The sequence below is a fragment of the Pseudomonas shirazensis genome, assembly GCF_014268785.2.
GTDB classification, from domain to species: domain Bacteria; phylum Pseudomonadota; class Gammaproteobacteria; order Pseudomonadales; family Pseudomonadaceae; genus Aquipseudomonas; species Aquipseudomonas shirazensis.
Genome location: NZ_JABWRD020000001.1, coordinates 2,213,321 through 2,225,154 on the forward strand (window position 1 = coordinate 2,213,321; position 11,834 = coordinate 2,225,154).

The 11,834-nt window shown below is 63.1% G+C and carries 16 protein-coding genes; 9 read left to right on the forward strand and 7 right to left on the reverse strand.

What is annotated here, in order from left to right:
• Positions 1 to 28: 28 nt before the first annotated feature.
• On the reverse strand, positions 29 to 220 hold the full coding sequence (locus HU736_RS10155; RefSeq protein WP_103438165.1) for a PLDc N-terminal domain-containing protein: 192 nt from the start codon (positions 218 to 220) through the stop codon (positions 29 to 31).
• A gap of 124 nt (positions 221 to 344) precedes the next feature.
• Here HU736_RS10155 and HU736_RS10160 point away from each other — a divergent pair, with 124 nt between their 5' ends.
• Positions 345 to 1,295, forward strand: coding sequence for a ZIP family metal transporter (locus HU736_RS10160; protein ID WP_186700054.1), 951 nt, complete (start codon positions 345 to 347; stop codon positions 1,293 to 1,295).
• 21 nt (positions 1,296 to 1,316) lie between these two features.
• On the opposite strand, the gene HU736_RS10165 is transcribed toward HU736_RS10160, so the two are convergent.
• Entirely contained in the window at positions 1,317 to 1,847 is a 531-nt protein-coding gene (locus HU736_RS10165) for a hypothetical protein (protein WP_186700052.1), read from the reverse strand.
• 59 nt (positions 1,848 to 1,906) lie between these two features.
• A complete protein-coding gene (locus tag HU736_RS10170; protein ID WP_101321591.1) occupies positions 1,907 to 2,428 on the reverse strand; it encodes an ankyrin repeat domain-containing protein in 522 nt (173 codons plus the stop codon).
• A gap of 270 nt (positions 2,429 to 2,698) precedes the next feature.
• Here HU736_RS10170 and HU736_RS10175 point away from each other — a divergent pair, with 270 nt between their 5' ends.
• The gene (locus HU736_RS10175) at positions 2,699 to 2,971 is read left to right on the forward strand and encodes a DUF3509 domain-containing protein (protein ID WP_103438169.1); all 273 of its coding nucleotides are present in this window, start codon (positions 2,699 to 2,701) and stop codon (positions 2,969 to 2,971) included.
• 103 nt (positions 2,972 to 3,074) lie between these two features.
• Here the strand turns inward: HU736_RS10175 and HU736_RS10180 are convergent, their stop codons facing one another.
• The 3 genes from HU736_RS10180 to aroC form a co-directional block, all read right to left on the reverse strand.
• Positions 3,075 to 3,611 carry an oxidase gene (locus HU736_RS10180; protein ID WP_186700050.1) on the reverse strand — a complete coding sequence of 179 codons (537 nt, stop codon included), beginning with the start codon at positions 3,609 to 3,611 and terminating at the stop codon, positions 3,075 to 3,077.
• On the reverse strand, positions 3,611 to 4,765 hold the full coding sequence (locus HU736_RS10185) for an MFS transporter (protein ID WP_101321594.1): 1,155 nt from the start codon (positions 4,763 to 4,765) through the stop codon (positions 3,611 to 3,613). The genes HU736_RS10180 and HU736_RS10185 overlap by 1 nt, the downstream gene beginning before the upstream one ends.
• Before the next feature lie 63 nt (positions 4,766 to 4,828).
• Positions 4,829 to 5,920, reverse strand: a complete 1,092-nt coding sequence (aroC, locus tag HU736_RS10190; protein ID WP_186700048.1) for a chorismate synthase — start codon at positions 5,918 to 5,920, stop codon at positions 4,829 to 4,831.
• Positions 5,921 to 6,077: 157 nt separating this feature from the next.
• Here aroC and HU736_RS10195 point away from each other — a divergent pair, with 157 nt between their 5' ends.
• Positions 6,078 to 7,037: an alpha/beta hydrolase gene (locus HU736_RS10195; RefSeq protein WP_186700046.1), complete on the forward strand. Its 960-nt coding sequence runs from the start codon at positions 6,078 to 6,080 to the stop codon at positions 7,035 to 7,037.
• A 90-nt stretch (positions 7,038 to 7,127) separates the two neighbouring features.
• Complete coding sequence (locus HU736_RS10200) at positions 7,128 to 7,913, forward strand: hypothetical protein (RefSeq protein ID WP_186700044.1); 786 nt, start codon at positions 7,128 to 7,130, stop codon at positions 7,911 to 7,913.
• 48 nt (positions 7,914 to 7,961) lie between these two features.
• On the opposite strand, the gene prmB is transcribed toward HU736_RS10200, so the two are convergent.
• Positions 7,962 to 8,870: a 50S ribosomal protein L3 N(5)-glutamine methyltransferase gene (gene prmB, locus HU736_RS10205; protein ID WP_186700042.1), complete on the reverse strand. Its 909-nt coding sequence runs from the start codon at positions 8,868 to 8,870 to the stop codon at positions 7,962 to 7,964.
• Positions 8,871 to 9,049: 179 nt separating this feature from the next.
• Between prmB and HU736_RS10210 the strand changes: the two genes are divergently transcribed.
• The 5 genes from HU736_RS10210 (at position 9,050) to HU736_RS10230 (ending at position 11,740) form a co-directional block, all read left to right on the forward strand.
• On the forward strand, positions 9,050 to 9,640 hold the full coding sequence (locus tag HU736_RS10210) for a cysteine hydrolase family protein (protein ID WP_101321599.1): 591 nt from the start codon (positions 9,050 to 9,052) through the stop codon (positions 9,638 to 9,640).
• A gap of 82 nt (positions 9,641 to 9,722) precedes the next feature.
• The gene (locus HU736_RS10215; protein WP_103438175.1) at positions 9,723 to 10,043 is read left to right on the forward strand and encodes a hypothetical protein; all 321 of its coding nucleotides are present in this window, start codon (positions 9,723 to 9,725) and stop codon (positions 10,041 to 10,043) included.
• Positions 10,044 to 10,130: 87 nt separating this feature from the next.
• Positions 10,131 to 10,691 carry a Smr/MutS family protein gene (locus HU736_RS10220; protein ID WP_101321601.1) on the forward strand — a complete coding sequence of 187 codons (561 nt, stop codon included), beginning with the start codon at positions 10,131 to 10,133 and terminating at the stop codon, positions 10,689 to 10,691.
• A gap of 70 nt (positions 10,692 to 10,761) precedes the next feature.
• Complete coding sequence (gene folE / locus HU736_RS10225) at positions 10,762 to 11,307, forward strand: GTP cyclohydrolase I FolE (RefSeq protein WP_101321602.1); 546 nt, start codon at positions 10,762 to 10,764, stop codon at positions 11,305 to 11,307.
• A gap of 61 nt (positions 11,308 to 11,368) precedes the next feature.
• A complete protein-coding gene (locus tag HU736_RS10230; protein WP_186700040.1) occupies positions 11,369 to 11,740 on the forward strand; it encodes a glutaredoxin family protein in 372 nt (123 codons plus the stop codon).
• Positions 11,741 to 11,834 lie beyond the last annotated feature (94 nt).

Consider the following 11,834-nt stretch of genomic DNA (forward strand, 5'->3'; position numbering starts at 1 on the left):
GGCACGGGGCTGCTCCTGGTCGATCAGGTCAGACGCGCACGTTACCGCGCGGCCCAGCGATGGCCCAGATGATCAGACCCACTACCGGCAGTACCAGAATCAGCAGGATCCAGAGCAGTTTACTGCCAGTGGACCCGCCGCTTTTGACCACGTTGATGATCGCCCAGATATCCAGGGCAAGAATGATCAGGCCGATCAGGCTGTTGAATGTCGATCCCATGCAGATACTCCCCATAAAGTCATGTCCGGTGAGCATAGTCGCCTATCACGTCGATAGAAGGGAATCCTTGGCGAGCAGGCGCGGTCACTGCTTAGACTGCTTCATCCATTGCCCAGAGGTTCGCATGCCCCCCGCTCACACCGACAGCGCCGTCGACAGCCCGACCGTTTCCCGCCTGTTCAGTAGCCTGCGCCAGCATGCGCAGGCGTCGCCGTGGCTGAGCGCCGGCCTGGGGCTGGCCTTGCTGGCCATCCTCGGCTTGCTCGGCGCCAGCATGTGGAATGCGGTCAATGGCGATCACTCGGAGAACCTGCACCTGGCTGTGCTCGGTGGCCTCGCCGGCTTTGGCGCGACGGCACTGGGTGCGGTATTGGCGGTGGTGCTGCGCGATGTCAGCTCGCGTAGCCAGGATGTGATGCTCGGCTTTGCCGCCGGCATGATGCTCGCGGCCAGTTCGTTCTCGTTGATTCTGCCGGGGCTGGAAGCAGCCCGGGAGATTACCGGCAACGGCGCAGCAGCAGCGTTGACCGTGGTGGTCGGCATGGGCCTGGGCGTGTTGCTGATGCTCGGCCTGGACCGCTTCACCCCGCATGAGCACGAAACCGTCGGCCGGCAAGGGCCGGAGGCCGAGCGGATAAATCGGGTGTGGCTGTTTGTGCTGGCAATCACCCTGCACAACCTGCCCGAGGGCATGGCCATCGGCGTCAGCTTCACCAATGGCGACATGGCTGTCGGCCTGCCGCTGACCAGCGCCATTGCCATTCAGGATATCCCCGAAGGCCTGGCAGTCGCCCTGGCCCTGCGCGCGACCGGGCTGTCGAACTTCAAAGCGGCGATGGTTGCCGTGGGCTCGGGCTTGATGGAACCGCTAGGCGCGGTGATCGGCCTGGGCATCTCTACCGGCTTTGCCCTGGCCTACCCGATCAGCATGGGCTTGGCGGCTGGCGCGATGATTTTTGTGGTGTCCCACGAAGTGATCCCCGAAACCCACCGCAATGGCCACCAGACTTCGGCAACGCTGGGCTTGATGGGCGGTTTTGCGGTGATGATGTTTCTCGATACCGCGCTGGGTTAACCCCAGCGCGCGGTCCCCGGCTCAGACGTGGACGGCAACCTTCAAGGCTTCCAGGGCCGGCTCGACCCTGATATTCAATTGCTGACCCAGCTCCAGCACCCGCGCCAGGTCATGCTGGCCAACCATGACCATCTGCAGCTCCTCGTCCAGTAACTGGCTGAAGTTGAGCAGTACATAACCACCGGCTTCCTTGTTCAAGGCAGCCATCTGCACCTGAATGCGGTTGAGCGCAGTCAGCGCCTCGGTCTTGGCCAGTTGTTTGGGCTTGAGGTTGAGGGCGACGCTGCTGTCGAACGACTCGCTGATCGCCTGGAACAGCTCCTGATAGCTGTCACCGATGAACACCACCGTCTCCGGCAAACTGCCGAGCACGATCCACTCGCCCAGCGGCATCGGGTAGCTGTCGTCGTAGTTGATGTCTGGGTTGGCAGCGAGGAATGCGGTGGGGTCGGCGTAGGCCTGAGCGGCCTCGTCGGCAATGCGCTCGATCTCGTCATCGGGCATGCAGCCGGCACCGATGAGGCTGATGAATTCGCGCAGTTGGTCTTTCATGTGGGGGCTCTGCAAGGTGAAAAATGTCACCAAGGATAGCCGCAAACGCCCCCTGAGGGTTAGCCGGCGAGCGCCTGCAAGCGTGCTGCGGTGTCGGCCGCACCCATGGTCTGCGCTGCTGCCAGGGCGTTGGCACCGCGCACATCCTGGCGTACCGGGTCTGCGCCCTTGGCCAGCAGGAACTCAAGAATTTCGCTGCGGTTGAACATTGCCGCCAGCATCAACGCCGTACGCCCATCAGCAGCGGCGGCATCCACCGGCACTCCATGCTCGATCAGCAACTCGATCATCGGCAGGTCACCCTTGAACGCCGCGCCAGCAATCGGCAACTGGCCGTTGTCGTTGGCAATCAGCGGATCGGCGCCGTGCTCGAGCAGCACGCGCACGGCCTGATGATGGCCGTGGTAGCTGGCAAGCATCAGCAGGGTATCGCCCTTGTGATTACGCAGGTTGACCGGCAAGCCGCTGTCGAGCAGGCGCCCTAACATGTCGGCGTCGCCACGGCGGGCGCGGTCGAACACCTCGTCGGCAAATGCGGCTGCTTCATCGTCATTCATGGTGGCGGGCTGTTGGTCGGACATCTGTAACCTCCTGGCAAAATGGATGGCCCAAGTGTTGGTCAGGCACTGCCAGTGGGTCAAAGGTTCAGATTCTATAGGGGCAAGAGGCTGCGGCTATGACCTTGCAAAATGCACTGTGCAAATTGCATGACCTTGCACACTGCACGAGGCGCAAAATCAAAAATAGGTTCAAGCTGCTGATTTTAAAGGGATTTTTTACATGGCAAAAGCTGGCACGGTCACTGCAACCATCAACTCAACGTCTGCACACACATTCAGCCAGGAGTTGATATGGACCTTATCCAGCAAAAATTCGCCTCGGTCTTTTCCGCCTACTCGGTCAACACTCAGCCACGCCCTGACGGCGGTATCCTGCTGACCCTGCGTGCTGCCGATGGCAAGGTTACCCGCCGTGTACTGACCTATGGTCAAATGCACAGTGCCGAGCAGCTGTCGTGGGCGATAAGCGCTATCCGCCGCGACCTGGCTGAACAAGCCAGCGAACTGCCGGTGATCAACATGCTGCAAAGCCAGCAGCGCTTTGCACTGCCGACTTATCGCTAAGCAAAAAGCACCTCCGCGAAGCTGATCCTGCACAGCCTGTTCAGGCTTTACAGGAGCAGCCTTGCAGCGCTGGCGAGGCCGCAATCCTCGCCAGCACTATCCTTCAGAGTTCGTCCATCCCCAAAAATTCCCTTGCTGCCAGATCCCCGGTGAATTGTGCTTGGACGCCTTGCTGATCGCGGAACAATCGCGCCGCCAGGCAAAACGGCGAGTCACCCAGATCAATCCAGCGTCGCGTCTGTGCCGGCACGTACAACACATCGCCCTTCTCGCATACCACCGTAAAAACAAATTCGCCTAGACGCAGAGCCACTTGAGCACGTCCGCTGATAACGGCGAACAGCTCGTCGCTGCTGTGCACATGCTCGTCGCGCAGGTCTATCTGCGACTCGACGGCACCTTCCTGATTGAGCAGGCTGACCGCGCTGAAACCGTTGGCGGTCAGCAACTGATCGAGCGGCTCACGCCAGGCATCGAGCACCTGATCATCCGGCGTACCTGGACGGATACGTACATCTGCAGGTTGCCGGGCAAAATGCACGCCGTGCTCGGCCAAGGTGGCGGCGATGTCGTCGTGGTGGGTCAGAACCTTGTTCGGCTGGCCGGGGCTGGAGGGGTGGAAAACACTGAGGATGCTCATCAAGGGCTGTTCCTGCTATCGGTCATTCGAGTGGCAATGATACCGGCTGCGGCGAAGGCTGCGACGCTGGCCATACCAAAGGTGAAGTTGGGGCCCAGCAGGTTCCAGCTGTAGCCCGCGTACAAGGCGCCAAGCGCGCCGCCAGTGCCGGACAGCGCCGCATACAGCGCCTGGCCCTGGCCTTGCTGACGGGCGCCGAAGCTGGCCTGGACGAAGGCGATCGAGGCGGCATGGAAGCAGCCGAAGGTGGCCGCGTGGAGCAACTGCGAAACGATCAGCACGCCAGCATGGTCGGCCAGACTACCTAACAGCAGCCAGCGCAAGCCGGCCAGAACAAAGCTGACCAGCAGCACCTGGCGCACCGAGAAGCGCGCGAACAACCGGCTCATGGCCATGAACATCAACACTTCCGCAACAACCCCGAGTGCCCACAGCAAACCGATGCTGCCGCGGCTGTAGCCCAGATGCTCCAGGTGCAGGGTGAGGAAGGTGTAGTACGGGCCGTGGCTGAGCTGCATCAACGCCACGCACAGGTAAAAGGCAATCACCCCCGGCGCCAGCAGCTGGCGGCCGAAACCCCCTGCCCTGCTGCGTTCGGCGTTCTCCACCGGCTGGGCGTTAGGCACCCACAGACTGGCGCCGAAAATCCCGGCCATGATCGCCACCAGCGCCAGCGGGTAGATATCCAGGCTCAACCATTCAAACAACTGGCCCAGGCCCACCACCGCCAGGATGAAGCCGATCGAGCCCCACAGCCGCACCTGGCTGTAGCGCGAGGTCTGGCCATGCAGGTGAGCCAGCGTAATCACCTCGAACTGCGGCAGTACCGCGTGCCAGAAGAACGCATGAAGGGCCATCACCAGCGCCAGCCAGGCGTAGCTCTTGCCGAAGAAGATCAACGAGAAACTGGCCAGGGTCGCCAGCGCGCCGAGGCGCACGATCAGCAACCTTTGACCGCTGCGATCACCCAGCCAACCCCACAAGTTGGGCGCCACGCAGCGCATCAGCATGGGGATCGCGACCAACTCGCCGATCCGCGCCGGAGAAAATCCCAGATGATCGAAATACAGCGCCAGAAACGGCGCAGTAGAGCCGAGCAATGCGAAGTAACAGAGGTAGAAACTGGACAGGCGCCAGTACGGGATGGGCGGCATGGGCGGGGTCGTCATGTACTGCCGTTGGCGGCCCGTACGCAGGCCGCCCGTGGCGAGCGAAATTTACAGCTGGCGCAGGACCGGCGTCGTAACCTGCACATCGGCGTTTTGCGCGCGGTGGCGCAGCAGATGGTCCATCAGCACCAGGGCCATCATCGCCTCGGCGATCGGCGTGGCGCGGATGCCGACACAAGGGTCATGGCGGCCTTTGGTGATGACTTCAACCGGATTGCCATGGATGTCGATCGACTGGCCTGGGGTGGTGATGCTCGATGTCGGCTTCAAGGCCAGGTGGGCGACAATCGGCTGGCCCGAGGAGATCCCGCCGAGAATGCCGCCGGCATTGTTGCTGAGGAAGCCTTGCGGGGTCAGCTCGTCACGGTGCTCGGTGCCGCGCTGGGCGACGCTGGCAAAGCCGGCGCCGATTTCCACGCCTTTGACCGCGTTGATGCTCATCAGCGCGTGGGCAAGTTCGGCATCGAGGCGATCGAAGATCGGCTCGCCCAGGCCAGGCATGACGCCTTCGGCAACCACGGTGATCTTGGCCCCGACCGAGTCCTGGTCGCGGCGCAGCTGGTCCATGTAGGCCTCGAGCTCCGGTACTTTGTCCGGGTCGGGGCTGAAGAAGGCGTTGTCTTCGACGCTGTCCCAGCTCTTGAACGGGATTTCGATCGGGCCGAGCTGGCTCATGTAGCCGCGCACGGTGATGCCAAGGCCGGCCAGGTATTTCTTGGCGATTGCTCCTGCCGCTACGCGCATGGCCGTTTCGCGGGCCGAGCTGCGGCCGCCGCCACGGTAGTCACGCTCACCGTATTTGTGGTGATAGGTGTAGTCGGCATGGGCCGGGCGGAACAGGTCCTTGATCGCCGAGTAGTCCTTGGACTTCTGGTCAGTGTTGCGGATCAGCAGGCCGATCGAGCAGCCGGTGGTGCGCCCTTCGAACACGCCGGAGAGGATTTCGACTTCGTCCGGCTCCTGGCGCTGGGTGGTGTGACGGCTGGTGCCAGGCTTGCGCCGGTCGAGGTCGCGCTGCAGGTCGGCCTGGGAGATTTCCAGACCTGGCGGACACCCATCGACAATGGCGACCAACGCCGGGCCATGGCTTTCGCCAGCGGTGGTAACAGTGAACAGCTTGCCGTAGGTATTGCCGGACATGGACGCTCCGCGAAATCAGCCTGAATGGGGTGCAGCGGGCAGTATACGGAAAGCAGCCGCCTTGCGACGAGTCTGCGGGCTGATTTGTTGCCTGCAGCGGCCAGAACCTTCGTCAGAGCGCTGGGTCAAACCCTCAACTCACTACGAAGCCCTGCCCATGCTGCGCCTCACCGCCCTGCTTCTGCTGCTGTGCAGCACCCTCGCCAGTGCCGCTGCCCCGACCGTTCTGCAACGCCCGATCGAACTCGATACCGGTAACGGTGTGCTGTACGGCAGCCTGCTGTTGCCACAACAGGACACCCCGCCGCCGGTGGTGCTGATCATTGCCGGCTCCGGGCCGACCGACCGCGATGGCAACAATCCGGCGGGCGGGCGCATCGACAACCTCAAGCGGCTGGCCTTGCTGCTGGCCGGCGAACACATCGCCAGCGTGCGCTTCGACAAGCGTGGCGTGGCCGCCAGCCAGCCGGCGACTCCAGACGAACGCAACCTCAGCGTCGAGGCATATGTGGCCGATACCGTGGCCTGGGCGCACAAGCTCAAGGCCGACCCGCGCTTCGGCCCGCTGATTCTGCTCGGACATAGCGAGGGCGCGCTGATTGCCACCCTGGCCGCTGAACAAGCCGGCGCCAGCGCCGTGATCAGCCTGTCCGGTAGCGGTCGACCGGTGGCCGAGGTCATCCGTGAGCAGCTGGCCCAGCGCCTGCCGCCGGCGCAACTGGCCCAGGGCACCGCATTGCTCGACAGCCTGCAGGCCGGGCAGACCAGCCTCAACGTACCGGTGCCGCTGCGCCAGGTGTTCCGCCCGACCGTGCAGCCGTACTTGATCTCGCTGCTGCGCCAGGACCCGGCCGCAGCGTTCGCCCAACTCAAGGTGCCGGCGCTGATCATCCAGGGCCGCAACGACGTGCAGGTGGATGTGGCCGACGCCGAACTGCTCAAGGCGGCCAAGCCCGATGCGCAACTGGTGTTGATCGATGGCATGAACCACACCCTGCGCATCAGCCCGCGGGACATCAGTGGCCAGCGGGAAACCTACCAGAATCCAGAGCTGCCACTGGCGCGCGAACTTGGCCAGCGGATCGTCGCTTTTATCCGGCAATTGCCACCAGCCTGAGTAGATCGCCCTCAGGTCTTGCCTGCGCCTGCCGATAAGCAGGCATTGGCCCGCGTTTGACTGGCCGACCCCGATTCGAGGACGACCGCAATGACCGATGCCCCAGCCGCCGAAGCGACCGCAGAGCCGCAAGCCCCGGAGAGCGCCCCGCTGCCCTGGGCAGATCTGGCCGCCGAGCACTTCCAGTTGCTGCGCCTGGCGCCATTGCCCACCGACCGCCACACCGGCCCGCGGCCGCTGCGCTTCGTGCAGTTTGGTTATGCCGAGCGCCACAGCAAAGAGCACAGCCTGCTACGCATGCAGATCACCCTGCCGGGGCAAAAGGTGCGTAAAGAGCAGAATCAGCTCGACATCCGCGTCGATCACGAGCTGCAACGAGTCTCCATTGGCGCAGAAAACGGCCTGCAGATGGAGCCGCTCAACCGCGGCCTGGGCCGGTTTCTGTTCGCCCAGGCGGTGCAGTGGCTGCAGGCCAACTGGTCGCACTACCGCATCGAGGCGGTGGCGTTGCCGAACAAGGATGCCCTCAACGAAGACACCCGCCTGCGCCGCGACAATGTGCTGCGCTGCGTCGGTGTTGAAGTCGAGTACGTAGAAGGGCAGCTGCTCAAAGGGCGCACACCCGAGCTTGCCGTCAGCCAGCTCAAGGGCGGCTGGAACACCGACAAAGTCCAGCGGGTGGACATCCTCGAATCGGCCGGCATGCTGCAACAGGCCGAGCAGACCTTGCTGGAGAAAGAAGCTCAGATCCGCGAGCGGGATGAACGCGTGGCCAAGTACCGTCGCGAAGACGGCGGGCTGCGCTTCACCATCACCTGCCTGGTGGCCTTTGCGGTGTTCCAGGCAGGCCTGCTGATCTGGATCGCCACACGCTGATCGGCTAGCCAGGCGGGGCCGTTTTACAGCCGCGCCTGGCCGCTCGGATCAGACCCGCGCCTGGAACAGCTCCTGGTGCTGACGGCACTGCTCGGAAGTCAGCATGAACACGCCATGGCCGCCCCGCTCAAACTCAAGCCAGGTGAAGTCGACCTCGGGGTACAGCGCCTCGACGTGGACCTGGCTGTTGCCCACTTCGACAATCAGCAAGCCCTTGTCAGTCAGGTGCTCGGCCGCTTCGGCGAGCATGCGCCGCACCAGGTCCAGGCCATCGTTGCCGCAGGCCAGGCCCAACTCCGGCTCGTGGTGATATTCGGCCGGCATGTCGGCGAAGTCTTCGGCATCGACATACGGCGGGTTGGACAGAATCAGGTCGAAGCGCTGCCCCGGCAGACCGGCGAAACCATCGCCCTGCACGGTGAACACACGCTGATCGAGGCCATGCCGCTCGATGTTCTGGTTGGCCACTTCGAGAGCGTCGAAGGACAGGTCGGCCAGCACCACCTCGGCCTCGGGGAATACATCTGCCGCGACGATACCAATGCAGCCAGAGCCGGTGCACAGGTCGAGAATGCGTGCAGGCTCCTGCGCCAGCCATGGCTCGAAGCGTTTTTCCAGCAGCTCGCCGATCGGCGAACGCGGCACCAGCACGCGCTCATCGACAATGAACGACATGCCACAGAACCACGCTTCGCCAAGCAGGTAAGCGGTCGGCACGCGGTCTTCGATGCGGCGCTTGAGCAGGTGCAGCAGGCGCACGCGCTCGTCGTCTTCCAGGCGGCAATCGAGGTAGCTGTCGGCGATTTCCCACGGCAGGTGCACCGAGCCCAGCACCAGCAGGCGGGCTTCGTCCCAGGCATTGTCGGCACCGTGGCCGAAGAACAGCTCGTTCTCGTGGAAGCGGCTGACCGCCCAGCGAATATGGTCGCGCAGAGTGCGCAGGCGTGAAGTGATCACGGGGGGACTCCTTTTCAGACAGCCTGAAAGTCTAACAGGCCCACCCGCTGAAATGTTCCACCAACACCCTGACGATGGGGCAGATGCCAGTATTTGCATCGCTTGCGATGTCAACCATTCCCATTGGTCGCCAAGCAGGGGACAATAGCCCGACAAAAGCCCTGCTCAAGGAGCCCTTGATGTCTGTTCCAACCACGATGTTCCGCCTCAGCGGCCGCGACTATCCGCCGGCCAAGCTGGGCAACGCCAGCCTGATCATCATCGATGCGCAGAAGGAGTACCTCAGTGGTCCCCTGCAACTGTCGGGCATGGACGAGGCCGTGGCCAACATCGCCAGGTTGCTCGACGCGGCGCGCAAGGCTGGCCGGCCGATCATCCATGTGCGCCACCTGGGCACCGTTGGCGGCCTGTTCGATCCACAAGGCCCGCGCGGCGAGTTCATCGAAGGCCTGGAGCCACGCGGTGACGAGATCGTCATCGAAAAGCGCATGCCCAATGCCTTCAAGAACACCTCGCTGCACGAAACCCTGCAGAACAAGGGCCATCTGGACCTGATCGTGTGCGGCTTCATGAGCCATTCCAGCGTAAGCACCACGGTGCGCCGCGCCAAGGACTATGGTTATCGTTGCACGCTGGTCGAGGATGCCTCCGCCACGCGCGATCTGGCGTTCAAGGACACGGTCATCCCAGCGGCACAGATTCACCAGGGCGAAATGGCCGTGATGGCCGACAACTTTGCCTGTGTTGCACCGACTGCCAGCCTGGTCTGAGCACGGTTGAGCGCCTGCCGGGCGGGCGGAACCGGGTGACTGCAGGTGGGTCGAATGGCCGATAGCGCAGAGGAAATCCGCAATGAAGCTTTCTGACAGTTTCGACGCCAAGCGCCTGCGCTCGCGCCCGCCGCGCAACTGGACGGCGCGGTTGAGCGCTGGCCTGTCCGTGCTGATCGCGACCTTGGGCATCCTGTTGATGATGGCCGGGTTTGCCGGTTTGCTGGGCAACTATGCAGCGCTGGCCGAGCTGAATGCCAACCGGCCGCTGGCTGCGACCGTGCTGGGTGGCGGCGTGTTGTTGCTGTGGCTGGGGGTTTGGTTGTGGCGGCGCAGCCGGATCAGGTTGCGCCGTGGCCGTGAGCTGAACATTGCCCCGCACTTGATGAAGAAGCACGACTGACGCCCCCTGGGGCCGCTTCGCGCCCCTTTCGCGCCTCCCGCTGATCCGCAGACTCGCGTAAACTCCCCGGCCCACGTGGAGGCCTGCATGCAAGACGATGACTTTTCCCTGTTCCATGCCGAAGTGCGCGGCGTAAAGCCGATCAAGCACGACCGCGCCGAGGTCGGCAAAGCCAAGCCTGACCGCAAGCAGCTGGCCGGCCTGCGCCAGTCCGCCACGGTGCGCAGCGATCAGCCACTGGTGGTCGACGGCATGTCCGATCAGTTCGTCATCGATGTAGCCGCCGAAGACGAGCTGTCATGGCGCCGCGATGGCGTGCAGGAAAGCCAGCTGCGCAAGCTCAAGCTCGGCCAGATCGCCTTTGAAGGCAGCATCGACTTGCACGGCATGAGCGTCGAGAAAGCCCGCGAGATCCTCTGGGCGTTCCTCGCCGAGGCGACCAAGCTGGAAGTGCGCTGCGTGCGTGTGACCCACGGCAAGGCGGCGCGCCTGGACGGCAAGCGGCCGATGATCAAGAGTCACGTCAATACCTGGCTGCGCCAACACCCCCAGGTACTCGGTTTCACCTCATGCCAGGCGCGCCACGGCGGCACTGGCGCGGTATACGTGATTTTGAAACGAACCATGCTCGACGGCCGCGACGAATAACGCCGCGCTTGCAGCGCCGTCGTTGCCGCCGTACCCTTGCGTATTTGCGTTTACTCCCACAGGTAGATCCATGTCCCTGGAACAGAACTACACCGAGATCCTCAGCCAGATTGGCGAGGACGTCTCCCGCGAAGGCCTGCTCGACACGCCAAAGCGGGCCGCAAAGGCCATGCAGTACCTTTGCCGCGGTTATCAACAGACCCTGGAAGAGGTCACCAACGGCGCGTTGTTCACCTCCGACAACAGCGAGATGGTGTTGGTGCGGGACATCGAGCTGTATTCGATGTGTGAACACCACATGCTGCCGTTCATTGGCAAGGCGCATGTAGCCTACCTGCCCAAGGGTAAAGTGATCGGCCTGTCCAAGGTCGCGCGGATCGTCGACATGTACGCTCGCCGCCTGCAGATCCAGGAAAACCTCAGCCGCCAGATCGCCGAGGCGATCGAGAAGGTCACTGGCGCTGCCGGCGTGGCCGTGGTTATCGAGGCCAAGCACATGTGCATGATGATGCGCGGCGTCGAAAAGCAGAATTCGAGCATGATCACTTCGGTGATGCTCGGTGAGTTCCGCGCCAATGCCGCGACTCGTAGTGAGTTTCTCAGCCTGATCAAGTGATCGGCTGGTGATCCCGAACCGACCCTGACGGGTCGGTTTTTTATTTGTTCAGGAGTTGCCCATGATCGTCAAAGCCCTGCGGGTCGGCCTCGGCCAGCTTATCGTGTTCGGTGACTTGATCAGCCGCCCAGCCAAGCGCAAGCGCAATGCCGCGGCCCAGGCTGCGGTCGAGCAGCAGGCCAAGGGCCTGGCTTTGTACCAGTTTCATGCCTGCCCGTTCTGCGTGAAGACCCGGCGTAACCTGCATCGGTTGAATGTGCCGGTGGCGCTGCGTGATGCCAAGAACGACCCGCTGCATCGCCAAGCGCTGCTCGAAGGTGGCGGCCGGGTCAAAGTGCCGTGCCTGCGTATTGAAGAAGCTGGGGAAGTGACCTGGATGTATGAGTCCAAGGCGATCATTGCTTATCTGGAGCAGCGCTTCGCAGGTATCTGAGGCCTGCGACCGCTGTGACTTTACTCGTGTGCCAAGCACTTGAAGTCCCGCACCTGCTTATGGCGTGAAGCCTTGGCGGGTGCCGTTTCGTCTG